The organism is Shinella lacus, assembly GCF_010994755.1.
Lineage (GTDB): Bacteria > Pseudomonadota > Alphaproteobacteria > Rhizobiales > Rhizobiaceae > Shinella > Shinella lacus.
This window is the reverse complement of sequence record NZ_WHSB02000001.1, coordinates 145,343-169,828: the sequence shown is the minus strand read 5'-3', so window position 1 is coordinate 169,828 and position 24,486 is coordinate 145,343. Positions and strand designations below refer to the sequence as shown.

At 65.3% G+C, this 24,486-nt stretch carries 19 protein-coding genes; 7 read left to right on the top strand and 12 right to left on the bottom strand.

The window, feature by feature from the left end; translation table 11 throughout:
- The first annotated feature begins 18 nt into the window (after nt 1-18).
- From GB927_RS00760 to GB927_RS00750, 3 genes are all read left to right on the top strand, one after another.
- A complete protein-coding gene (locus GB927_RS00760) occupies nt 19-1,602 on the top strand; it encodes a GMC family oxidoreductase (RefSeq protein ID WP_256114583.1) in 1,584 nt (527 codons plus the stop codon).
- Between the two features lie 8 nt (nt 1,603-1,610).
- Complete coding sequence (locus tag GB927_RS00755; RefSeq protein ID WP_256114582.1) at nt 1,611-2,102, top strand: cupin domain-containing protein; 492 nt, start codon at nt 1,611-1,613, stop codon at nt 2,100-2,102.
- Nucleotides 2,103-2,172: 70 nt separating this feature from the next.
- Nucleotides 2,173-3,456 carry a cystathionine gamma-synthase family protein gene (locus GB927_RS00750; RefSeq protein ID WP_256114581.1) on the top strand — a complete coding sequence of 428 codons (1,284 nt, stop codon included), beginning with the start codon at nt 2,173-2,175 and terminating at the stop codon, nt 3,454-3,456.
- Nucleotides 3,457-3,554: 98 nt separating this feature from the next.
- On the opposite strand, the gene GB927_RS00745 is transcribed toward GB927_RS00750, so the two are convergent.
- From GB927_RS00745 to GB927_RS00730, 4 genes are all read right to left on the bottom strand, one after another.
- Nucleotides 3,555-4,061 (bottom strand): HI_0983 family protein, encoded by a 507-nt coding sequence (locus tag GB927_RS00745; RefSeq protein ID WP_256114579.1) that lies wholly within the window; start codon nt 4,059-4,061, stop codon nt 3,555-3,557.
- Between the two features lie 76 nt (nt 4,062-4,137).
- Entirely contained in the window at nt 4,138-5,838 is a 1,701-nt protein-coding gene (locus tag GB927_RS00740; RefSeq protein ID WP_256114578.1) for a flotillin family protein, read from the bottom strand.
- A gap of 6 nt (nt 5,839-5,844) precedes the next feature.
- Entirely contained in the window at nt 5,845-6,501 is a 657-nt protein-coding gene (locus tag GB927_RS00735; RefSeq protein ID WP_256114577.1) for an OB-fold-containig protein, read from the bottom strand.
- Nucleotides 6,501-7,556, bottom strand: a complete 1,056-nt coding sequence (locus tag GB927_RS00730) for a PspA/IM30 family protein (protein ID WP_256114576.1) — start codon at nt 7,554-7,556, stop codon at nt 6,501-6,503. Before GB927_RS00730 ends, GB927_RS00735 begins: the two co-directional genes overlap by 1 nt.
- A 233-nt stretch (nt 7,557-7,789) precedes the next feature.
- On the opposite strand from GB927_RS00730, the gene GB927_RS00725 reads away from it, so the two are divergent.
- Both GB927_RS00725 and GB927_RS00720 read left to right on the top strand, forming a co-directional pair.
- The gene (locus tag GB927_RS00725; RefSeq protein WP_256114575.1) at nt 7,790-8,035 is read left to right on the top strand and encodes a hypothetical protein; all 246 of its coding nucleotides are present in this window, start codon (nt 7,790-7,792) and stop codon (nt 8,033-8,035) included.
- Nucleotides 8,036-8,131: 96 nt separating this feature from the next.
- A complete protein-coding gene (locus tag GB927_RS00720) occupies nt 8,132-11,275 on the top strand; it encodes a CHAT domain-containing protein (protein ID WP_256114574.1) in 3,144 nt (1,047 codons plus the stop codon).
- A gap of 41 nt (nt 11,276-11,316) precedes the next feature.
- Here the strand turns inward: GB927_RS00720 and GB927_RS00715 are convergent, their stop codons facing one another.
- The 8 genes from GB927_RS00715 to GB927_RS00680 all read right to left on the bottom strand — a co-directional run bounded on the left by GB927_RS00715 (nt 11,317) and on the right by GB927_RS00680 (nt 19,753).
- On the bottom strand, nt 11,317-11,592 hold the full coding sequence (locus GB927_RS00715; RefSeq protein WP_256114573.1) for a hypothetical protein: 276 nt from the start codon (nt 11,590-11,592) through the stop codon (nt 11,317-11,319).
- A gap of 280 nt (nt 11,593-11,872) precedes the next feature.
- The gene (locus GB927_RS00710) at nt 11,873-13,138 is read right to left on the bottom strand and encodes an ABC transporter permease (RefSeq protein WP_256114572.1); all 1,266 of its coding nucleotides are present in this window, start codon (nt 13,136-13,138) and stop codon (nt 11,873-11,875) included.
- A complete protein-coding gene (locus tag GB927_RS00705; RefSeq protein ID WP_256114571.1) occupies nt 13,135-13,821 on the bottom strand; it encodes an ABC transporter ATP-binding protein in 687 nt (228 codons plus the stop codon). The genes GB927_RS00710 and GB927_RS00705 overlap by 4 nt, the downstream gene beginning before the upstream one ends.
- 2 nt (nt 13,822-13,823) lie before the next feature.
- Entirely contained in the window at nt 13,824-14,288 is a 465-nt protein-coding gene (locus tag GB927_RS00700; protein ID WP_256114570.1) for a hypothetical protein, read from the bottom strand.
- A 75-nt stretch (nt 14,289-14,363) separates the two neighbouring features.
- Nucleotides 14,364-16,118: an alkaline phosphatase gene (locus GB927_RS00695; RefSeq protein WP_256114568.1), complete on the bottom strand. Its 1,755-nt coding sequence runs from the start codon at nt 16,116-16,118 to the stop codon at nt 14,364-14,366.
- 107 nt (nt 16,119-16,225) lie between these two features.
- Complete coding sequence (locus tag GB927_RS00690) at nt 16,226-17,701, bottom strand: NAD-dependent succinate-semialdehyde dehydrogenase (RefSeq protein WP_439655461.1); 1,476 nt, start codon at nt 17,699-17,701, stop codon at nt 16,226-16,228.
- 121 nt (nt 17,702-17,822) lie between these two features.
- Nucleotides 17,823-18,482 (bottom strand): class I SAM-dependent methyltransferase, encoded by a 660-nt coding sequence (locus GB927_RS00685; RefSeq protein WP_256114567.1) that lies wholly within the window; start codon nt 18,480-18,482, stop codon nt 17,823-17,825.
- A 5-nt stretch (nt 18,483-18,487) separates the two neighbouring features.
- Entirely contained in the window at nt 18,488-19,753 is a 1,266-nt protein-coding gene (locus tag GB927_RS00680; protein WP_256114565.1) for a BtaA family protein, read from the bottom strand.
- Between the two features lie 469 nt (nt 19,754-20,222).
- Between GB927_RS00680 and GB927_RS00675 the strand changes: the two genes are divergently transcribed.
- Entirely contained in the window at nt 20,223-21,353 is a 1,131-nt protein-coding gene (locus GB927_RS00675; RefSeq protein ID WP_305110214.1) for an efflux RND transporter periplasmic adaptor subunit, read from the top strand.
- 3 nt (nt 21,354-21,356) lie between these two features.
- Nucleotides 21,357-24,485 (top strand): efflux RND transporter permease subunit, encoded by a 3,129-nt coding sequence (locus GB927_RS00670; RefSeq protein ID WP_256114564.1) that lies wholly within the window; start codon nt 21,357-21,359, stop codon nt 24,483-24,485.
- The last annotated feature ends 1 nt before the right edge of the window (nt 24,486 follow it).

Below are 24,486 nucleotides of genomic sequence, written 5' to 3'. Positions count from 1 at the left end.
GCGGATCGGGAGGATGGAATGCAGACATTCGACTATATCATTTCGGGCGCCGGCTCGGCGGGCTGCGTCATTGCCAACCGGCTGACGGAGGATCCGTCCGTGAAGGTGCTGCTGCTCGAAGCCGGGAGCCGGGACTGGAACCCGATGATCCACATTCCGGGCGGCATCGGCAAGCTGTTCGGGCCGGGCGTCAACTGGCGGTTCAAGACCGTGCCGCAGAAGAACCTCGACAATCGCGAGATCTGGTATCCGCAGGGCAAGACGCTCGGTGGTTCCAGCTCGATCAACGCGATGATCTACATCCGCGGCCAGCGGGAGGACTACGACAACTGGGCGGCCCTCGGCAACGATGGCTGGGCCTATGACGATGTGCTGCCCTATTTCCGCAAGTCGGAAGACAATGAGCGGCTGGTCAGCGAATATCATGGGCAGGGCGGTCCGCTCTGGGTGTCCGACCAGGTCAATCCGCATGAGCTGTCCAAGGCCTTCGTGCGCGCCTGCCAGCGCTGGGGCTTGCCGTACAATCCGGACTTCAACGGCGAGACGCAGCACGGTGCCGGCCTCTACCAGGTCACCTGCCGCGATGGCCGCCGCCGCAGCTCCGCCGTCTCCTACCTGCATCCGGTGCGCTCGCGCAAAAACCTCACCGTGATGACGGGTGCCCGCGCCATCCGCATCGTCATGGAGGGAACGCGCGCCGTGGGGCTGGAAGTCGCGCAGGGTCGCTCCGTCCAGACTTTCCGCGCCGACCGCGAGGTCATCATCACCAGCGGTGCGCTCAACTCGCCGCGCCTGCTGATGCTCTCCGGCCTAGGCGATGCCGATGAGCTGAAGCCGCTCGGCATCAAGCCGCAGGTCGACCTCAAGGGCGTCGGCAAGAACCTTCAGGATCACCTCTGCTCCAACGTGCATGTCACACTCAAGGAGCCGATCAGCTATGACGGGCAGGACCGCTATCCAAAGGCGATCCTGCACGGCATCCGCTGGCTGCTCTACCGCAACGGCCCGGCGGCCTCGGTGATCGTCGAGGGCGGCGGGTTTGCCTCCAGCGAGGGCAACGGCCGGCCGGACATGCAGATCCATGTTGCACCGGCCATGGTGGTGCGTGGTGGGCAGACGCAGCTCGACGGCCACGGCTTTACCGTCAACACCACGTTCCTGCGCCCGCAAAGTATCGGCTCGATCAAGCTCGCCTCGGCGCGGCCGGAAGACGAGCCGCTGATCGATCCGAACTATCACGGCGCGGAATACGACCGGACCATGTCGCTGAAATCGATCGAGACGACCCGCGAAATTCTCAGCCAACCCGATATTGCCAAGTACATCAAGATCGAGCGCCTGCCGGGGCCGGATGCGAAGACGAAGGAGGATATCATGGCCTATGTGCGCCAGTATGCCTGCTGCGACTATCACCCTGTCGGCACCTGCAAGATGGGCATCGACGAGACCTCCGTCGTCGATCCGCAGCTTCGGGTGCGCGGCGTGGAAGGGCTTCGCGTCGCCGATTCCTCCATCATGCCGGTCTTGCTCAGCGGCAATACCAACGCGCCCTCAATGATGATCGGCGAGAAGGCCGCCGACATGATCCGGCAAGCGCATTGAGCCCGACGATGACGTCCGACAGGCCCGGCATCCTCGTGGTCGGCCCGGAGGGCGGGCGGCGCCTGTGGCAACCGTCGCCGGCGAACGGCTCGGTCGACATCCGCGTGACGCCGGACGATGTGGCGCTGCGCACGCCCTACAGCTTCGGCGAGCAATGCGTTCCGCCGGGTTCGCGCGTGCCGGAGCATGCCCACCCCGATCACGATGAGTTCCTGCATTTTCTCGCCGGCTCCGGCGTGGCGATCCTCGATGGCGAGGAGCATGCGATCGTGCCTGGAACGACGATCGTGGTCGGCGCCAACCGCCGCCATTCCTTCGTCAACACTGGCGAGGCCGACTTGCGGTGGCTTTGGTTCATCCAGCCGAACGGCCTCGAAATCTACTTTGCCGAGGTCGGCATTCCGATCACGCCAGGTGAAAGCGCGCCGGAACCCTTCAGGCGTCGGCCGGAGACGCCCTATGCCGATGTTTTCACACCCAGGGAGACGCGCGCCAAATAACAGGATCAGGCCACCCGTATCTGGTGTAACTTGCGACGCACAGCCCGTGACTCATCAAGGGAGACGTCTGATGACTGCGCCGCACCCCTCCAGAACCCATATCGGCAACCACGCCCTGCATCCCGAAACGCAGATGCTGAACTATGGCTACGACCCCGAACTCTCCGAAGGGGCCGTCAAGCCGCCGGTCTTTTTGACGTCCACCTTTGTCTTCGCGTCGGCGGAGGACGGCCGGGATTTTTTCGACTATGTGTCCGGCCGCAAGGAGCCGCCGGAGGGCAGGGGCGCGGGCCTCGTCTATTCGCGCTTCAACCATCCCAACAGCGAGATCGTCGAGGATCGCCTCGCGGTCTATGAGCGCACCGAGAGCTGCGCGCTGTTCTCCTCCGGCATGTCGGCGATCGCGACGACGCTGCTTGCCTTCGTGCGGCCGGGCGATACGGTGCTGCATTCCCAGCCGCTTTATGGCGGCACGGAAACGCTGCTCGCCAGGACGTTCCTCAATCTCGGCGTCTCCGCCGTCGGTTTTGCGGACGGGGTCGACGAAGCCTCGGTAAAGGCGGCGGCGGACGAAGCGGTGGCCAAGGGCCGCGTCTCGGTCATCCTGATTGAGACGCCCGCCAACCCGACCAACAGCATCGTCGACGTCGCGATGATTCGCCGTATCGCGGACGCGATCGGTGAGAAGCAGGGCCACACGCCGCTCATCGCCTGCGACAATACGCTGCTCGGGCCGGTCTTCCAGCGGCCGCTCGAGCACGGGGCGGATATTTCGCTCTACTCGCTGACGAAATATGTCGGCGGCCATTCCGACCTGATCGCTGGGGCAGCGCTCGGCCGCAAGGCGGTGATGAAGCAGATCAAGGCGCTGCGTGGCGCGATCGGCACGCAGCTCGATCCGCATTCCTGCTGGATGCTCGGCCGCTCGCTGGAGACGCTGCAACTCCGCATGGAGCGGGCCAACAACAATGCGAAGGCCGTCGCCGATTTCCTGCGCGAGCATCCCAAGGTCGAACGCATCCACTACCTGCCGTACAACGCGCCGGACTCGCCCATCGGCCGCACCTTCTCCGCCCAGTGCGGCGGTGCCGGATCGACCTTCTCCTTCGACATCAAGGGCGGCCAGCCGGCGTCGTTCAAGTTCCTCAACGCGCTGAAGATCTTCAAGCTCGCCGTCAGCCTCGGCGGAACGGAATCACTTGCCTCCCATCCGGCAACGATGACCCATTCCGGCGTGCCGCTGGAGGTGCGCCAGCGCATCGGCGTGCTGGAATCGACGATCCGGCTGTCGATCGGCATCGAGCATCCCGACGACCTGATCGCCGACCTGACGCTGGCGCTTGACGAGGCGTGAAGTTTCAGGGCGCCGGCCGGGGGAGACGCACTTGCGTCAGCGTCTTGATCCGGCCGGGCCGCAGTCCCTTCAACTGGGTCAGCAGGCTCTTTGCGGCGTCATTGCCATAGGCGCGCCGGCTGACGCCGAGGAGCATGACGCCTGTTGCCGCCGGCATCGCTGTAGCGGGCATAGCGGTAGGCGTTCCACTCGACGATATATTGCCCGTTGGCGTCCTTGCTGCTGACAATGAAATCCAGCAAGGCCTCGCCGGCCGCTTCGTTCTGGATCACCTCCATGTTGACGAGCGGGTCGGTCGCCTTGCGCTGCTTCAGCATGTCGACCTGCGCGCGAACGGCATCCATGACGGCGATGCCGCTGGTCACCGTCTCCACCAGCACCATCTGCTCGTAGCGCTCGGCAGTCTGTCCGGCCGGCAGGTATTCCTGCTTGATGTAGGTTTTGGAGGGCTGCGAACTCCAGGCGAGCACAAAGGCTTCGCCCTCGAAATCGATCGGTCCGGGCACGCCGAGCCGGTCCGTTGCCTGTGCGAAAGCGGATGTCGCCATCAGCCCGAGCACTAGCAATGCTGCACCGAGGCGTGCGATGGAAAGGGTGGCTGGCATGGCCTGTCTCCTTCGTCCTGTCCGGAAATGGAAAGGCCGCCGGGTTCAGCCGGCGGCCTTGTTTTGTTCGGGATGCTCAATCCGCATCGTCGGTCTGGGCGCGGGCACTTCCATTGAGTGTCCTTGCCGCAGGGTTGCCGATGGCGGCGCCGAGCAGGGCCTGTGTCGGGTCCGCCCCCTTGAAGCCTGCTTGCGCGAGAATCTCGTCGAGGATGGGTTTCTGGGCGGTGAAGTTCAGCAACTGGCTGCTGAGATCGCCGACCGGATTGCCCGCGCCGTCGCCGCCATTGCCGCCCAGCGCGCCTGCAAGGCCGCCGGCGCTGAAGATGCGGATGTCGGAGATCTTCTCGATCGGTTTCATCGCCTGTTCCAGCGCCTGCGGGATGATGGCGATGCGCGCCCGCGCCAGCTCGAATTCGACGATGGCCGGCGACAGGGCGTTGCGGGCTTCGTTGAGCGCGCGTTCCGCCTGGGCTTCTGCCTGGCCGAGTTCGATAACGCCGGTCGCCTTGATCTTGGCGGCTTCGGCATCGGCCTGGGCCTGGATCTTGATCGCCGCCGCGAGATTTTCCGCCGCCTGGCGCTCCGCTTCGGCCTTCACGGTGATGGCGGTCGCTGCCTGTTCGGCTTCCTTGCGGGCATCGAGCACGGCGATGCGTTTTGCGCGCTCTGCGATCTCGACTTCGCGGGCGGTCGTCACCTGTTCCTCGGCGGTGATGGCCGAGGCCTTGGCTTCATCCGCCTTGGCACGCGCAGCCTGCTCCTGTTCGCTCTTTTCCGCGACGGCGATCGCGGCGTCGATACGGGCGGTTTCCGTCACCCGACGGGCCTCGGCTTCCCGCTCCGCGATGCCGCGCTCCGCGTCGATGCGGGCGGTTTCCTTGGCCTGGCGCGCCTGGGAGTCACGCTCGGCAATGCCCTTTTCCGTGTCGAGGCGGGCGGTTTCTTCGCTGAGGCGCGCAAGCTGTTCAGCCCGTGCCGCTTCCGCGCGGGTCTCGGCCGTCTTGTTGGCGATATCGCGTTCCTGCGACAGTTCGGCATCGCGCTGTTCGCGCTCGATCGTCAGGCGGCGGAGCGAGGCTTCGCGGTCCTTGGTGGCGATCTCCACCTCGTTGTCGCGCACGATCTGGTTGCGTTCGCGCTTGCGCTCTTCGGTGATCTTGGTGAGCGCGGTCAGGCCCTCGGCGTCGAACGTGTTGTTCGGGTTGAAATGTTTGATGTCGGTCTGGTCGAGGCGGGTCAGCGATACGGATTCCAGTTCCAGGCCGTTCGATTGCAGGTCATGCGCGACGGCCGCCTGCACCGATTTGACGAATTCTGCGCGCTGTTCCTGCAGGTCGCGCAGCGACATGGTCGCGGCGACCGAGCGCAGGCCGTCGACGAATTTCGCCTCGACAAGTGCTTTGAGCGCGTCCGCATCGTTGGTCCGGTCGCCGAGCGTCTGGGCGGCGAGCGCGATATTGTCCCCATCCGGCTTCACGCGGACGTAGAATTCCGCGGTGATGTCGGCGCGCATGCGGTCCTTGGTGATGAGCGACTCGTTTTCCGCGCGCTTGACCTCAAGGCGCAGCGTGCTGAGCGACACCCATGAATAGGAGTGGAAGATCGGCAGGATGATCGATCCGCCATCGAGCACGACCTTCTTGCCGCCGAGGCCGGTTCGTACATAGGCCTTGTCGCGCGTGGCGCGGGTATAGAGCGAGGTCATGATGATGCCGATGACGACGATAGCCGTCACGATGACCCCGGCGATGATTCCTACCGAGAGGAAGTCCATGTTCGTTTACCCTCCGTTGTTGGAATAAAGGTCGTCCCCCAGTGCCGCCGGCGCCGGGATGGCCTGGAACAGGCCGTTTGCCCCGTCGACGATCAGCACGGATGCGCCCGTCTCTATCACATGCCCCGGCACGGCCCGGGCGCGTAGCGTATGGATGTTGTCGTAGCGGTCCTTGATGCGCACCGTGCCCGGATGGCCCTGGTCGAGCGGCCCGAGTGTCACGGTTCCTGTAAGGCCGATGAAATCGGCCTGTTCCTGCACGCTGGTCTCGTCGCGCGGGATGATCCTTGCGAGACCCCGGCTCGACCAGCGGGTGACGGGAATGGCGATGGCGAGCGCTCCGGTGACCGCCGCATAGAGCGGAAGCGGCTCGCGGAACTGCGAAATGAAGCCCTGCAGAGCAAAGCCGGCCGCCGCAAAAGCCGAGAGCAGGATGACGGCGAGGACGAGGATCGGCACGCCGCCGGCGTTGAGCCAGGACATCCACCCGCCGAGAAGGCCGTGCTCCACGTCGCCCGGCCCGTTCAGGTCGAAGCCGTCATCGATCAGGCCCGAGGCGGACGCCCCGAGCAGGACCGAGACGAGTTCGACGATGCCGAGGCCCGCCACCGTCAGGAGCGCGATCCAGAAAGGCGCGGTGCCCGGATGGACGATGGAATCCATCAGCGCTCACCGTGCTTGAAGGCGGAAAGGCGCGCCTCGATCGCCTTCTGGCGTTGCAGGCGGCCGAGTTCCTCGACCTCCGCCGTGCCTTCCATGGCGGGCTTCGAGGGCACGCCGGTGACGCGCTCGACGGCCTGGAGCGCATCGGCGAGGCGCTGGTCGTTGCGCTGGGAAGGGGTGGCGGTGGCCGGCACGGTGCGCTCGGCACGCTTGGCATCCTCCAGCCGCTTCATCGCGTCGGCGCGGGCGGAGGAAATGCTGCGCAGCGTCGCCTCGGCATCGGCGATCTCGCCGGCATTTTCGAGAATGGCCTTCGACAGCGCATCGCGCTGGGCTTCCAGGTCGATCTGCACGCCGGTGGCGGCGCGGGCGAGGTCTTCGCGGCCGTTTTCGAGCCCCACCTTGATCTTCTCGTCCAGGTCGCTGATTTCCGCGTCGAGGTCGTCGGCCTTGGCCTTCAGCCGGTGGCCGGCCGCCATGGCGACGCCGAGAGCGGCGCGTGCCTCCTCGGCGATCGCGCCGATTTCCCGCACGGCCTGCTGGGCCACCGCGACCGGGTTCGAGGTTTCGGCGGCATCGACCGCATTGTTGACGACACCGGCGATGACGCGCCCGAGGCGGGCAAGAATACCTTCATTGGACATGGAAGCCTCCTTTTTCGGGTGAACGCCGGCCTGGATGCCGGCGTAGAGACAGATGGACGAGCCGGCAAAGACCAGCCTTGCCTCGGCAAAATCCGCCCAGCCTTCCTGGTAGCCGCTCGCCGCATAGGGCAGCACGATCCGGCCGTTGAGCGTGGCGATGCTGACGCTATCCGGGCCTTTCACGGCGAAAAGCTTGGAGTCGAGCGGGATATCCGCGACGATCTCCCCGGGCTTTCGGCGGCCGTGATCGCGCAGCGCGAGCGTCACCAGGCGGGCGGGAAGGCCCGTCACCGTGCGGATCTGCTCATAGGCTGCCTGGTGCAGCGTCACGACATTGGCGCCCGGCGTCCTGTCGAGGATCGCCATGGCCTGTTGGTAGGCGGCAAGTGTCTCCGACAGTGCCTGACGCATGTCGGGCGTGGGTTGGAGGACGAGCCTGAGACTGGATGTGAACTTCGTTGCCATGCTTAAATATATAAAGCACTTCATTGGTGCTTTCAAGAGGGGTTCGTGACTGGCTCTCTCTTCAACGGATGAGGTGGGCGGAACCTTCGGCTGTGTGGCCCTTCTTTTTCAGGCGCGCCGCATTATCCTTTATGACTGCTTGCCCGCACGCAGGCCGCGTCAACCGTCAGGGAGCAGGGATGCCGCACCGGTTCGTCGACATCGTCGTCTTTCGCGCCCATCGCTTCAGCCTGGGGCTGGAGGAGGAAACCGGCGCCTACTTTCTTTCGATGCCGGTGAGCGGCTTCAACCGGGCGGCGGAATACGAGGCCTATTTCCGCATCAGCGCTGACGAGTTCGAACGCTACCGGGGCGAACCGGACGCCGCGGACGATTTTCTCGAAACCTGCCGCAACCACGGCAACGAGAACCGGCGATTTGCCTAAATCGACGCATGATGGTCGGTCCGGCCTTGATTTTGAAATAAGCCCTTTATGTTGATCGTCTTAGATGCAGTTCGATATTTTCCGAGAAATCCATTCATGCAGTTCTTTTCCCGTTTCCGCCGCCTCGCCGTTTCCCTCCTCGTGATCGTTTTCCTGGCTTCGCCCGTTTTCGCACAGGCGCCGACGCAGGCGGCCATTTCGCGATCCGACGTGATCGCGGCGGAGATGAAGGCGCTCTTCGACAGCGGCGACGCCGAAGGCGCGCGCCGCAAGGCGGAGGCGGCGAGTGCGGCATTCAAGGCCGAGGGAGAGGCCTGGCTTGCGGCGAGCTATGCGGTTTCCGCCGCCGATTACACCATGCGCATGGGGGACGCGGCCCGCGTCGACGCCGAATATTATCCGCGCATGCGCGCACTTCTCAAAGTGCTCGATCCGGTTGAAGATACCCGTGCCAACCTGCTGATTTCACTGCTGATGGATGCCAAGGGCCGGCTCGGGGAGACGGGCAAGCAGGACGAACTGGCGCAGCGCTACGAGAAGCGCATCCGCAAGGCCCATGGCAAGGACAGCGAGCAGGACATCGACGCGCGGGTGCGCACCGCCTACAGCCTTTTGGAGGCCGGGCGCCTGGAGGATGGCCGCAAGAGGCTGCGCGCAGCACTCGATGCGTCCGCGAAGACGGACCTGCATGCCGTGACGCTGCGGCACTATACGCAGGCCGGACGCAGCTTTCAGGCAAGCGGGCTCAACGACGACGCGGCGGGCCTGTTCCGGGCGGCCGAGCAGACGGCGGCGATCCGCGCGGAGGTGAAGGAGCTTGCCGACTTCTACCTCGCCTATGCGGAGTTCCGCACGGCGGTTCCCGATAACCAGCAACATTTCGTGCCGCTCTATACGATGGCGACCAACCTTTATGCGCGCTTCTACGGCACGGAATCGCCGGAACTGATCCACGCCACCGACAAGCTCGCCACCGCGCTGTCCGACGTCGGGCAGTACGGCACGGCGATCGACCTCGAACGGCGCAATTACGAGATCGCGCAGAAAACACTCGGCGACGAGGACACCGTGACCTGGCGCATCGCCAACAATCTTGCGGACATGCTTCGCGGGATGGGCTCGCCATCGCGCGCGCTGGACTATGACCTCAAGGTGCTGGAGAACCGCACCCGCCATTACGGCCAGAACCATTTCAACACGCTGGTGAGCGCCAACAACACCGCGCAGAACTATCTCGATCTCGGCAACTACCCCGAAGCGCGCCGCTATTTTGCGCTCTGCCTCGATATTTCCAAGGCGCTCGGCGACCCGGTGACGATCGCCGGCATGGAGGCCTGGATCGACTACACCGACCTTCTTTCGGGCGCAAAGCCGATAGACGCGGCGGCCGCCAAGCGCATCGAAGCGATGATCACCGATTCCAACTATCCGGCGATCCTCAGCATGAAGGCGGCCTACCTGATGGCGGATCACGTTGCCAAAGGAGGCGATGCAGCGCGGCGGATCAAGCACTTGCAGCAGGCCTTCAGCATCGCGGCCGGCGAGATGAGCATGGGCCATCCGCTGGCCTTTGCCGGCCGTATCGCGATCGCCAAGGCGAAGGCCGGCACGGACAAGGTGACGGCGGCAAGCGAATTTGCCGGAATCGACGAGGAGATGCTGCGCTGGGTGCATCTCCAGGTATCGGTCGCCGGCGGGCGGGAGGTCGGCGAGGCGGTGCGGGCGATGGCCGACGGCATGCTCTACGATTATGCGCGGTTTGCCGAACAGGATGCCGCGGCCGTTCCGGCCTTCGCGGATGCCGCCCGGCGCTGGCCGTCGCTCGCCACGGCGGATGCGGACAACGTGCTGAAGCTCGGCCGGATGATCGACAAGTGGGACACCGAGACCGCCCGCCTGCTCGACCGCATCACGCGCCTGTCGCGCATTGCCCGCGAGATCTTCGCCGCCGATGTCGAGCAGGATCTCGCCTATGCCTATCTGTCGGACACCAAGGCGCTGGAACAGCAACTGCATGAACGCATCGTCGGACGCTATCAGCTGGACCGTGAAAAGCTCCTGAACCAAAAGCTGCCGACGCCAGGAGAGCTGCTCGGCAAGGACCAAGCCCTCGTGCAATATTTCGTGACCCGCAAATGGAAGGTGGACCGTGAAAGCGCCGATCCTATCGAGGATTCCAGGCTCTATGCCATCGTCTGGCGTGGCGGTGCGGCGCCGGTGCTGCGCGCGCTCGGCGATCCGCGACAGGTGCTGTCAAGCGGCCAGGAGGTCGTCGCGGCGCTCCAGACGCGTGATCGCAGCGGTGGCGACGGACGCGGACTGCTCGTTGAGGCGAGCAGGCGCGAATTCGCGCGGCTCTACGACCGGCTGATCGCACCCGTCGAAGGCGACATAGGCAGCGCGAAAACGGTGTTCATCGTACCGGACGGGCAATTGTTCGCCTTGCCCTTCTCGCTACTGGAAGACCCTGCCGGCAAGCTTTTGGAAGAACGTTTCACCCTGCGGCTGCTGACGGAGCCGGAAGCGCTCTACCGCGCCGTCGAGGACCGCGCGCTGCCCGCGGAAGGCACCGTCGTGCTGGCCGGCGGCATCGACTATGCGAAGGGCGAGGAGGCGGGCGCCATGCCGCTGCCGGGCACGCTGCGCGAGGTGGAAGCAATCGGCAAGGTCCTCGGCGGCCCCGGCCTCAAGATCGAAACCATGACCGGGGCGGAGGTGAGCGAAGGCGCGCTTCGCGAGCGCATGAAGGGCGCGACGCTCGCCCATCTCGCCACGCATGGCGCCTACGGCAGCCCGAAGAACGGCGGCGCCAGCAATGTCGATACGCTTTGGCAAAGCGAGGTCATCCTCGCGCGCTCCGGGGACGAGCGCGCCATGCGCCGCGACGAAAAGGACGGCCGGCTCTACGCCTTCGAGCTGATGGGCTGGGACCTGACCGGCCTCGACCTGCTGGTGCTCTCGGCCTGCGAGACGGGCCGCGGCGACGAGGCTTTTGTCGGCGGCGTGCGCGGCCTGCCGACGGCTGCAAGTCTTGCCGGGGCGAAACGCGCGCTGCTGACGCTCTGGCCCGTCGCCGATGATGGGACGGCGGATTTCATGGTGCGCTACTACGAGCATCTGAAAGGCGGGCAGACATTTGCGGAGGCGCTGCGCAACACGCGGCGCGACGCCATCGACGGGAAAATTCCGACGGCGCGCGACCCGCTCGTCTGGGCCGCCTTCGTGCTGTTCGAGAACTGAGGCCTTTGTAGCGGAGAAGACCCGGGAGCGCCTCGTATCGCTCAACCGGGTCCCCGCGCGACCGGATACGGCTTGGGGCGCATTGCATCCGGTCGTCGGTATCTCCCGTCACCGGCTGGCGGGAGAATGACGGTGCGTTCGCGGCAGCGCGCGAGCGCTTCGTGCAGGATGCGCCGGGCGCGATAGGCGTTGATCGGCACCGGCTGGTTGTTCAGGTGAACCCAGTCGAGCCGCCGGTCGATGTCCTTGATGGCGCGTGCGAGACGCTGGGTGGGTGTCGGGTCGTTGGTCAGACGTTGGGTTGTCTGCATTGGCATGAATGGTACCTCGAATCGCTGCTCCGTCATGGAGCGGCGCCAAATTACCCCGCCATCGCGAACGTCCCACCTACCGTCGATTGCGGGCGGCGACAGGGTGCGCGAAGGATGAACGGAAGCCTGCCGTTTTTATTAAAATTGTCTCGAATAGGGATCGTGCGGCGCGACCTTGCCCCAAGACGAGGCGGGCAGGCGTTGCGCGATGGCGCCGCAGTCTTCGGTGCGGAATAGGGTGCACGTCAGACGCGAAAGCCTGCAACTCCGTGGCTTCGGCGTCGCGTCAGGCTTTGAGCGCCCTTGCCGGGCTGAGCCGCAGCGTCAGGAGCGCCGGCAGGATGGAGACCAGCATCGCCAGCACGACGAACCAGACCGCGAGCGACATATCCTCGCGCGCGAATTCCACGGGCATGCGCACGGCGGTCGTGGCTGTCAGCGAAGCAGAGATGAGCTGCGCGCCGGCATAGCCGATGAGGACGCCCAGCACGAAGCCGGCGAGGAACAGCAGGAGCAGTTCGCCCCAGACGATGGCCACCACCGAGCGCCGCGGCGCGCCAAAAGCCCTGAGCGCGCCGATCTGCCGCTGGCGCGCGCCGACATGCATGATCGTGACGAGCAGGATGGCCGCGATGACGATGACCTGCGTGCCTATGGCGATTGCGAGAAGCAAGCTGCGCGCATCGCCGAGCGTGGCGTAGAGGCGCGTCAGCACCTCGGCGGGGAAGACGGCGAGCGTCGTCTCGCCGCGATATTCCTGGCGCAGGCGATAGGCGTCGGCGATCGTCTTCGGCTTGACGAGCACGGCGGGAAGGCCTGGCGTCTCGGCCTCGAACTGCTCGTCGATGGCGGCATCGGCGTCGACAGGCGCATGCTCGTGATCGTGCTCTTCCGCGGCGGCGGCCTCCGGCGTCTCGCCGGCGTGGTCGTGATCATGGTCGTGCCCGCCCGTCATGCCGTGCAATTGCCAGACAGCGCGGATCGGCACGAGGATCGCGCGATCCCAGGCGGTGCCCGTCGGCGCCATGCGGCCGCTCACCTTGTAGACGATCTCGGTATGGGTCTCGCCGGCGATATCGGCAAGGCCGTGCATCGGCTTGATCTCGGCGCCAAGCTGCTTCGGCACGTCCGAACCGACCACCGCATCGCCGAGCCTGGCAAAGAGCACACCTTCCGCGAGTTTCGGCGAAAGCGCGGAGATCAGCGCCGTCGTCGTGCCCACGACCGGGTGGCCCGCCTCGGAATCGCCGAAGCCGACGGGAGCGGCGAAGTCTACGCGTGGATCTGCGGCAAGCTTCGCCAGCACCGCGCCCGACATCAGCGGCAAGGGCGAGGGCTGGAGGAAGACGGCGGAAAGCGCAAGCTGCGTCTCGCTGCCGGCGGCGCCGACGAGGAGGTCGAACTTTTCCGCCGCACGCGCGCTGCCGAGCCGCACGGCGCGTTCCTGCAACGTGACGGTGACGCTGAGCGCCACGGAAAGCGCGATCAGGACGATGACCGCAAGCGCACCGCCCTTGAAGCGGCGGAGATCCGCGAGAATGAAGTTCATCATGCCGCGCGCTTCTCCCCGCTGTCTTCGACGATTCGGCCGCCATCCAGGGCGATGCGCCGGTCGAGCCGTTCCGTCAGCGCCGGATCGTGGGTGACGACGACGAGCGTCGCCTTCTCTTCGCGGGACAGCCGCACCAGGAGATCGGCCACCTCTTCGCCGGTCTTCCGGTCGAGGCTGGCGGTCGGCTCGTCGGCGACGATCACGCCAGGCTTCGACAGAAGCGCGCGGGCGACCGCGACACGCTGCATTTCACCGCGCGACAGCGTCTCGATATGCTGGTCGGGGCGGGCGATGCCGGTCGTTTCGAGCAGGAACAGCGCGCGTTCGCGCTCGGCGGGCGTGAGGCGGCGGGCAAGCCGGACCGGCAGCACGACGTTCTCGAAGGCCGAAAGCCCCGGAAAAAGGTGAAAATCCTGCATGACGAGACCGATATGCGCGGCGCGAAAGGCATCGCGGCGCCCGACCGGCAGGCGGGTAATATCCGTGCCGCCCCAGGAAACGGTGCCGCTCGTTGCGGTTTCAAGTCCGGTCACGGCATTGACCAGCGTGCTCTTGCCGGAGCCGGAGGCGCCGGTGATCGCAAGTCTGCCGCCGGAGGGAAGGTGAAGGCGGTCGATCGCCAGCACCGGTGCATCGAGGCCGGGAAAGCGCATCTCCAGGCCGGAAATATCGAGTTCAAGCATGCTCATGCCGTGTTGAACGCGGCTTCGCGCAGGCGCAACTGGCTGACGAAGCCGGTATCCGGATCGATCCACGAGCCGTATTCGAGCACGCCCTGCGCCTCGATCGGCGCGTTGAACTGCACGAAGGTCTGTTTTCGTGCGAGGTAGACGACGAGGATATTGTCCGGCCAGTCGGCATCCGACGAGCAGAACGGGCAGAGCGACATCGGGATTTCCGTCAGCACGAAGAAGTCCGCTTCCGCCTTCAGGGGCGGGGCCATGAAGCCCTTGACGGTGACTTCCTGGCCGGCGAGGCGCTTCACCTTGTCGGAGAATTCGAGGCCGAGGATGCCGAATTTCTTGTAGAGCTCGCCGAAGCCGAGCGTGTCGCTGGCGAGGGCCGGACGCGCGAGGGCGAGAGTGGGCAGGGCCGCCAGTGCGCAGAGCATTCGCCGCCTGTTGAAAAATGCGGGGTGCGTTTCCGTCATGGCATGCTTCCTTCTGTCAACGGCAATGCGGGCAGGCGGCGCGAGGCCGCCTGCCCGTCAAGGGATGAAGCCCCCTTATTCCTTCGGCGCGCCGAGGGCGAAAGCGTCGACCAGCACGCGGTAGACGTCGCTCTGTTCCATGTAGCCGCGGAAGCCTTCCGAGCCGGGGCCGATCGCCTGGAGCACGATGTCGTCGACGGCGTGCACGCCGGTGTCGCCGTCCTTCGGGATATTGCCCTGCACGAAGACCGCGCCGGGAACGTCCTTGTAGGCTTCGTTGGCGACATATTCCTTCGCCTCGTTCTGCACGGCCGGAACGAACGGGCCGTCGAGCTTCGGACGGAAGGTCTCGTAGTGGTCCGGGCCGTTGTTGGCCGACAGGAACAGGCGGCGCGAGACGTCGATGCGATCCGGGTAACCGTCGCCGTTCTTGTCTTCGTAGTTCGGGAAGCCGGCCTCGTCATAGGTGCCGACCTTCTGGCGCATTTCATCGCCCGGCTTCTCGTCATCGACCGTGCCGATGATGCCGACGCCGTGGGTGTGGTCACCCGTGACGACGATCAGCGTGTCGGGGTTGGAGGCTGCGAATTCGCGGGCAACGCCGACGGCCTTGTCGAATTCGATCGTCTCGACGAGTGCGCGGTCCCAGTCGAGCGGATGGCTCATCTTGTCGACCGATGCGGCTTCGACGACGAGGAAGAAGCCTTCCGGGTTCTTCGACAGCTTGTCGAGCGCGACTTTGGTCATCTCGACGAGGCCCGGCTGGTTCGGGAGCTTGTCGACGGTGCCTTTCTTGAGGAATTCACGGTCGAGCGTCACGTCCAGGTTAGCGGTATGGAAAAGACCGAGCAGCTTATCCTGGTTCGAACCGCTGAGGGCAGCGAGTTCCGTCTTGTCGGTTGCAAGCGCGTAACCGGCATTCTTGAATTCAGCGATATAGTCCTTGTCGTCCTTGCGCTTGGAGCCGGGCGTGTCCTTGCCGAGGAAATAGACCGAGCCGCCGCCGAACAGCACGTCGGGCTTGACGTCGAACAGCATGCCGACGATCTGTTCCTTGTCGGCGCGCTTGCGGGTGTGCGAGACGACGGCGGCCGGCGTCGCGTCTTCGACTTCCGAGGTGGTGACGATGCCGATTGACTTCGTAGTCGTGCGGCGGAGCGCCTCGGCGATCGTCTCGACCTTCGGGTCGTCCAGGCTTGCCGGTGTGCGGTCGGCATAGACGCCGAGCGCGTTGACGCGCGACTTGTGGCCGGTCATGTAGGCCGACATGGTGTTGGCGCTGTCGGTGGCGATCGAGTGCGTCGAGGACGTGCCGATGAAGGCGACCGGCGGGATGTCATCCATGGCGAGGCGGCCGTTTGCCTTGCCCTCGGTCATGCCCTTGGACATGATGCGGGCACCTGTCCGGTGGGCGACGGACAGGCCGTCGGCGACCAGGAAGATGATGTTTTTGGCCTTCGCCTCGGTAGCGGTGCCGTAAACGTCCCAGTTGACCGACTTGGTCTCGCTGCCGGCCGTGACTTCGACCTTGTAGTCGCCGGCGGTGGCGATCGTCAGGCCGCGCAGCGTCAGCGCGGAGCCCAGAACCATGTCCTCGGCGCCCTTTTCTTCCGCGACGAATTCAGCCTTCTTGCCGAAGACGGCCTCGTAGTCCTGGCCGTTGACGGTGACCTTCACATCTTCCGGCTTCACGACGGCGTCGAACTCGACCTTGAAGTCGAACGGGGAGCCGACGAGGATGGTGGCGCGATCGATCGGGTAGACGGTCGCGGCATTGGCGGCGCCGGCGAGGACCGTAGCCGATGCCAGGGCGAGGATGAGTTTGCGCATGGGAGAGCCTCTCTTGAGCGGTGTGTTACCTCCTCCGCATAGGAAACTCACATGACACGCGTATTACCGAGCCGTCCTAAACCCCTTACCTCGTCACACGCCGCCGCTCAGATGCCGCCCATACAGAGATATTTCATCTCCAGATAGTCCTCCAGTCCGTGGCGCGAACCTTCGCGGCCCATGCCGGATTGTTTCATGCCGCCGAAGGGCGCCGCCTCGGAGGACATGCGGCCGGTATTGATGCCGACCATGCCGTATTCTAGGGCTTCCGCGACCCGCCAGACCCGGCTGAGGTTGGACGCATAGAAATAGGCGGCGAGGCCGTAGATCGTGTCGTTGGCTTCGCGCACCACCTGGGTGGCATCGTCGAAGCGGATGATGGGGGCGAGCGGCCCGAAGGTTTCCTCCTGCGCCACGCGCATGTCGCGGGTGATGCCGGTGAGCACCGTCGGCGCGAAGAACGTGCCGTCGCCGTCGATTCGCCGGCCGCCGCAGCGCACGCTGCCGCCCTTGTCGAGCGCATCGGCGACATGGCCCTCGATCTTGGCGAGCGCGCGCGTGTCGATGAGCGGGCCGATCGCGACGTCGGGCTGAAAGCCGTCGCCGACCGAGAGCGTCTGCACCCGCTCGATGAATTTGCGGGCGAATTCGTCATGGACGCCGGATTGCACATAGAGGCGGTTCGCCGAGACGCAGGTCTGGCCGGCATTGCGGAATTTTGCCTGGATCGCGCCGTCCACGGCCGCATCGACATCCGCGTCGTCGAAGACGATGAAGGGCGCGTTGCCGCCGAGCTCCAGGCTGAGCTTCTTCACCTGGTCGGAACATTGCCGCATGAGTAGGCGGCCGACCTCGGTGGAGCCGGTGAAGCTGATCTTGCGCACGGCCGGGTGGGTGCAGAGTTCGCGGCCGACCGCATCGCCTTCCGAGGCGTAGATGAGGTTGACCACGCCCGGCGGAAAGCCCGCCTCATGGGCGAGCGCGAACATGGCGCCCGCCACCAGCGGCGTCTGCTCCGCGGGCTTCAGCACGACCGCGCAGCCGGCCGCGAGCGCCGGCGAAATCTTGCGGGCCACCATGGAGGCCGGGAAATTCCACGGCGTGATCGCGCCGACCACGCCGATCGGCTGCTTGATGACCAGCATGCGACGGTCCAGCGACGGCGCCGCGATCGTCTCGCCATAGATGCGGTTGGCTTCCTCGGCATACCATTGCAGATAGGCGGCGGCGTGGGAGACTTCCGATTTTGCCTCCGCCAGCGGCTTCCCCATCTCGGCCGTCAGGATGGCGGCCAGGTCATCCGTGTGCAGGACGATCAACTGGTGCCAGCGCCAGAGCATGTCGGAGCGGTCACGGGCGGTCAGCCCCGCCCATTCGGGCTGGGCGACGGCGGCGCGGTCGATCGCCGCCCGGGTTTCCGCGACGCCCATGTCGGGTAGTTCCGCCAGCAATTCGCCGGTCGAGGGATTAAAGACCTCGAATGTGCGCTCGCTCGCAGGGCTGACCAGCCAGGGCGCGGTGACGATGGTTTCGAAGGGTTTTGGGTCCTTCAGCCGCCGGATAAGGGTCTGTGACAGGGCCAATTCGCTTCTCCTCTCGAATCCAGGGACGATTCTTCCCTTTCTTCGAGAGCTACAGGCGAATTGCGGGCCAAACAATGCTTGCGTCGGCAGGATCGCCGACGCCGTCACGACGGGAGCGCGTTCAGCGCTTGCTGACGATCGCGATCCACGAAAAACCGCGATGCAGCCGCTTCTCCTCGCTGCGTCCGCCATGGGCAGTGGCAAGCTCCGCGACCATCTCGAAGAGATCGTCGCGCGGCGTCACATGGTGCCATCCGAGCCACTTGGTCACACCCTTGCGAAACCAGCCGGGCAGGCCGCGCATGTCGCCGAAATCGGCGATGTGCAGTTCGCCGCCGGGGGCAAGCCGATTGGTGGCCTCCGCCATGACCTTCTGCCATTGCGGGATCATCGACACGGCATAGGAGATGAAGATGCGGTCATAGCTCTGTTCGCCGAACAGCGCTCGCGGGTCGAAGCTGGCCGCGTCGGCCCTGGCAAGGCGGACGCGGTCCTTCAGGCCGGCGCCAGAAACCGCTTTTTCCGCCGCGCTCAGCATCTCCTGCGAGATGTCGATGCCGTGGAACCGGCTTTCCGGATAGAGCGCCGCCGCCTTCACGAGATTGCGCCCGGTGCCGCAGCCGATTTCCAGCACGGAACTGCTCGGCAGAGGACGAAGGCCGGCGAGCATCGGGTCGCGGCCGAGCAGATAATATTTGCGCGTCGCGTCGTAGATGCCGAACCGTCGCTGCCAGCGGTAGATGCGGTCCATCAGCAGGGCGTGGTCGGAAACGGCGCTCATCTCGCTCAGCCCTTGAATTCGTAGAGGTGGAAGCCGCCGTAGATCGACGAGCGATCCTTGTCGTGCAGCGCGCGAGATTCCGCCTCATGATAGGTCCAGCGGCCGAGGAGGGTCTCGTCGAGGCGGCCAGGCAGCAGGCTTTCGGCGGGCGCGGTGCGGAAGACGACGCGCGCGCCGGGGGTCGCCGTGCGGGTGATCTCGGTCCACAAGCCGTTGAGCTGGGCGTCGGTCATCCAGTCCTGCGCATCGAGCAGGATGAAGCGGTCGACGGATTGCGGGGCCTTTGCCGCGAGGAATTCGGTGAGCGAGGTGTTGGTGATGGAAATGCGCGAGGCGCGGCTGCGCACCGCCTCGAAATTCTGCCGGGAGAGATAGGGCGGGAGCGGTGCAAGCTCGCCGCTGCCGTACCCGCGCCCGAAGGCCTGCCAGGCAAAGTAGTTTTCCGACAGCGGGAAGCCGCAGGCGAGCTTTTCGACGCGTTGGCGCAGGATCGTCGCCATGTCGCTGCCGGCACCCGAAAGCGCTTCATATTGCTGCGGCGGGATGCCGAGGCCGAACAGCGAGGTTTTGCGCGTTGTCGCCCAGCGGATCAGGCGTTTTTCGAAGAGCGGCGCCAGCGTCTCGTCGAAGAAGCGCTTCTGGTCCTCGATCGTGCGGGCCTGGAGCAGGTCGCGCGGATCGGCGCCGTAGAGCCGGGCCATCTTGTGACCGAGGCCGATGAAGCCGCCGAGCAGGCCGTGGCGATAAAGCCGGCGGTGGAAGATCGAGATGCGGCGGCGCCCGGTGACAGTGCGGCTTTCCCAATAGTCGCGGGTCTCCTCGTCAAGATGCGGGCGCAGGTAGAGCCGGTAGGCGTCGAGGTTCCGCTTGTCATCGCCCTGGCCGTAGAACCGGTAGAAGGTCTCGTAGTCCGGCAGGTGCGCTGCGGCTGCGAACTTCAGGCGATTGAAGGCGACGTGGGCCGGATTGAGATCCACCGCCTCGATGCGGGCCGGGTCGGCGACGAGATAGGACAGCGCGTTGCAGCCGCCGGACGCGATGGTGACGATGCTGTTGCCCGGTTCGATCCGCAGCGCGGCCATGTCGACGTCCGGGTCTTCCCAGATCTGCGCATAGACGAGATTGCGGAACAGCCGCGAGAAGACATATTCGGACATGCCCGAGGGCGAGAGCAGCGGATTGCGGCGAACGGCGCGGTTGAGGCGCTTGCCGACGCCGCCCTTGAGGGCCGGGGCCGGGGAAGTGGCGGTGGGGGCGATTGTCTCGATCATCTGGGCACGTTTCCTACGCTGGAGTGTCCGTCATCACCCGTCGCCGCGATAGGACCGGAAGGCGGCGAAGTGCTCATGCCTCTTGCGGGGAAGGACGATGATCGAGACCGCGCAATCGATGCGCTGAGCCCCTTGTTTGAGTCGTCACAATCGCCTGATGGCATGGGGCAGCGTTTCAACAGATCGCCATGACACGCGCATGACATCCGGCCAGGATGTCCACAGGGCCGCGCGGGCGCTGATACCCGACGGTCGCGAAGGATCAACTTCCGCGAGCGGCAGTTGTCGGCCGCCGAAAAAATGTGCAGGCGGCGAGGCGATGCCCCAGTCCCGACACGATCGACGTTTCTACAAGGCCGGACTGATTGATTTTACAATGTTACGGCAATGTACGGCCCGTAAGACGGGACGCGATCTGCCCCATGCCTAGGCCTGTTGCGGGCAAAAACTCTAAAGCAAGACGGATTTCATGAGCGAGCGCACCACCCACAACGCAGAAAACTCCATGCCCGTCCGCAGGTTGTTCTGGCCACGCGCGATCCGCATCGCCTGCCTGGCGGGATGGGTCGCAGCGGGAGCGGCACAGGCACAGGAGGCTGCGAAGCCGACGATGGAGCTCGCGCAGGTCGACATCACCAAGGTCGAACCGCATGATATTGCAAGCGAAGTCCGCATTGCCGGCTCGCTCACCCCGATCCGCCGCTCGACGCTCGCCGCGCGAGTCGCCTCGACGATCGTCGAGCTGCCGGTCAAGGTCGGCGACGTGGTGAAGGCGGGCGATCTGCTCATCCGCTTCGACAAGATGGCGCTGGAATCCACGTTGACCGTTCGCCAGGCCTCGGCAGAGGCGATGCGCGCGCAGCTGGAACTTGCCGAATCCGTCCAGCGACGAACCGCAGCGCTCGGCGAGCGTGGCGCCTCCTCAGAGGCCGCTCAGCTCGAAGCCCAGGCGAATGTCGCCAACCTCCAGGCGCAGATCCGGTCGAAGCAGGCCGAGATCGCAGATGCCGAGCGCGACCTCGCCAATGCGGAGGTCCGCGCCGTTTTCGACGGCGTGATCGCCTCGCGCCCGGTCGAGCAGGACCAGACGGTCGGGCTGAACACGGAGCTCATGACCATCGTCGACCTCAGCAAGATGGAGGTCGATGCCGGCGTGCCGACCAGCCGCATCCCGATGGTGAGCATCGGCCAGCCCGTCGAACTGAACGTCGAGGGTTTTCCCGACCGGACCTTCTCCGGCAAGGTCACGCGCATATCGCCGACGGCGGTCGCGGGTTCGCGGGCGGTCCGGGTGTTCCTGGCGATCGAGAATTACGACGGTATCCTCAAGGGCGGCATGTTCACGACCGGCATCCTGAAGGTCGACGAACGCAAGAACATCATCGCGCTGCCCAATTCGGCGATCCGTACCGACCAGGCGGGCAGCTTCGTGCTCAAGGTGCAGGACGGCGTGCTGCGCCGCCAGCCCGTCCAGCTCGGCACGGCCTGGACGGATCGCAGCCTCGTGGAAGTGTCGGGGCTTGCAGCCGGCGAAATCGTCGTCTCCGCGCCGCTGCCGGCGCTCGAGGCCGACATGCCCGTCGTCGTCGAGGGGCTGTAAGCCATGTTCCTCACGCGTATCAGCGTCAAATACCCCGTCTTCGCGACGATGATGATGGTGACGATCCTGGTGATCGGGCTGTTTTCCTATTCGCGCCTCGGGGTGGACCAGTTCCCCGAAACCGACCTGCCGATCGTCGTCGTCACGGCGACCTATACGGGCGCTTCGCCTTCGACGGTCGAAAGCGAAGTGTCGCGGCCGATCGAATCCGCGCTGAACACAATCGGCGGCATCGACACGATCATCTCCGAATCCTACGAGGGCCGCTCCGTCGTCGTCGTGCAGTTCGAACTCGATGTGGATTCGCAGGTGGCCGCCCAGGAGGTCCGCGACCGCGTGGCGCGGCTGGAGGCGGGTTTTCCGGATGCCGTGGACACGCCGCAGGTCACCCGCTTCAATCCCGACGACGCGCCGATCCTGTCCATCGCGGCCTCCTCCTCAAAACGCTCGCTCTCGGAAATCACCACGCTCGCCAACCGCGTCATTACCAACCGGCTGAGCGTCATTGCCGGCGTCGGCCAGATCTCGCTCGTCGGCGGCAGCGAGCGACAGGTGCTGGTGATGGTCGATCCCGACCGGCTGGAAGCCTATGGCATCGCCGTCACATCGGTCATGGACGCCATCCGCAAGGAGAACCAGGACCGCGCCGCCGGCACGCTGATCTCCGGCATCAACCAGCGCATCGTCACCGTCGAGGGCCGCATTCCCGATGTCGCCGGCTTTAACGGCATCATCGTCGCGCAAAGCGGCGGATATCCGGTCTATCTCTCCGATGTGGCGACCGTGCTCGACGTTGGCGCCGAAGTGACAAGCCGGGCGACCTATCAGGGCGTTCCCTCGCTCGGACTCGATATCGTCAAGGTGCAGGGCGCCAACACCGTGGAAGTTGCGTCCGAACTGCGCAAGGAGATCGCCGCGCTCAACGTCGAGCTCGCCCCGGAAGGGGTGGAGCTGAAGGTGACGCGCGACAATTCCCGCCCGATCGCCGCCCAGGTGCAGGAGGTGCAGCGCACGCTGATCGAGGGCGGCGTGCTAACCGTCGTCATCGTCTTCCTGTTCCTGAATTCCTGGCGCTCGACGGTCATCACCGGGCTGACGCTGCCGATCTCGGTGATCGGCACATTCGCCGTGATCTATGCGCTCGGCTTCACGCTCAACACCATGACCCTGATGGCGCTATCGCTCTCGATCGGCATCCTGATCGACGACGCGATCGTCGTGCGCGAGAACATTACGCGCCACCTGCACATGGGCAAGAACCATGTTGATGCCGCGCTCGACGGCACGAACGAGATCGGCCTTGCCGTTCTCGCCACGACGCTGTCCATCGTCGCGGTGTTCCTGCCGGTCGCCTTCATGGGCGGCCTGATCGGCCGGTTCTTCCTGCAATTCGGGGTTACGGTCGCCGTCGCCGTGCTGATCTCGCTGTTCATATCCTTCACGCTCGATCCGATGCTGTCGAGCGTCTGGTATGATCCGCAATCGGAACAGAACGCCAAGCGCGGGCCGCTCGGGCGGCTGATCGCCCGTTTCGACCGCTGGTTCGAGCGCCTTGCGGACCGCTACCGTCGGCTGATCCACTGGACGTTCCGCTACCGGAAAACCACGGTCTTCGTCGTGGTCGCGATGTTCGTCGCAAGCCTGATGCTCGTGCCGCGTATCGGCGCGGAATTTTTGCCGCCGGCCGACCAGGGCGAGGTCTCCATCGCGCTGAAGGCCACCGAGGGCGCCTCGTTGGATTACATGGCCGCAAAGGTCAGCCAGGTCGAGCGGGCACTGCGCGAATTCGACTACGTCGAGACGATCTACTCCACCGTGAATTCCGGCGGTGCGCGCGGCTTCAACGAGGCGTCGGTCGCGGTGCAGCTCAAGCCGAGCGACGAGCGCACAGTGACGACCGCCGAAAGCATAGAACCGATCCGCAAGCGGCTGGCCTCGATTGCCGGCCTCGAAATCTCGATCGGCCAGAATTCCGGCACGGGCTCGTCCGAAAAGCCGCTGCAACTCTCCGTGCTCGGCGATGGCGAGGAGGAACTGCGCCGGATTTCCACCGAGATCACCACGGCGCTTTCCGCAATGCCCGGTGCCACGGAAGTCGAATCCTCGATCGAGAACAAGCGCCCGACGCTCGCCGTGCGGATCCGGTCGGAAGCGGCGGCCGACCTCGACGTCTCGATCGCCACCATCGGCGACACGCTGCGCCCGCTTGTGGCCGGCGACGCCATATCCGTCTGGAACGCGCCGGACGGTGAATCCTACGACGTGATGGTGCGCCTGCCGGCAACGGGCCGGCGCGATGCCGCGCAGCTTCGCGACCTTACGATCGCCACCGGCCGCACGGACGACGACGGCAAACCGATCACCGTGCTGCTCGACCAGGTGGCCGATGTCATCGAGAGCACGGCGCCGGACGCCATCACGCGAAAAGACCTTTCGCGCGAAATCCGCATCGAGAGCAATATCGAGGGCCGCGCGCTCGGCGACGTGACGGCGGACCTCAACGCGGCGATCGCCAAGATGCAGATTCCGGCCGGCTACCGCATCAGCTTCGGCGGCGACGCCGAAAACCTTGAAGAGAGCTTCGGTTATGCGCTCCAGTCGCTGGCACTTGCGGTGATCTTCATCTACATCATCCTGGCCTCGCAGTTCGGCTCGTTCATCCAGCCGATCGCCATCATGATGACGCTGCCGCTGTCGTTGATCGGCGTGCTGATCGGGCTGCTCGTCACCGGCTCGACGCTCAACATGTTCTCGATCATCGGCTTCATCATGCTGATGGGCCTCGTCACCAAGAACGCCATCCTCCTCGTCGACTATTCCAACCAGGGACGCCAGGCCGGCAAGAGCCTGCAGGACAGCCTGGCCGACGCCGGCGCCGTGCGCCTTCGCCCCATCGTCATGACAACGCTGGCGATGATCTTCGGCATGCTGCCGATGGCGATCGGCCTTGGCGAAGGCGGCGAACAGCGTGCGCCCATGGCCCACGCCGTCATCGGCGGCCTGATCTCCTCCACGCTGCTGACGCTCGTCTTCGTGCCGGTCGTCCTGACCTTCCTCGACCCGCTCGGCGCACGCATCACCGGATGGTTTCCGAAGGGGCCGAAGGAGCGGCGCGAAGAGCAGGGGGCCTAGT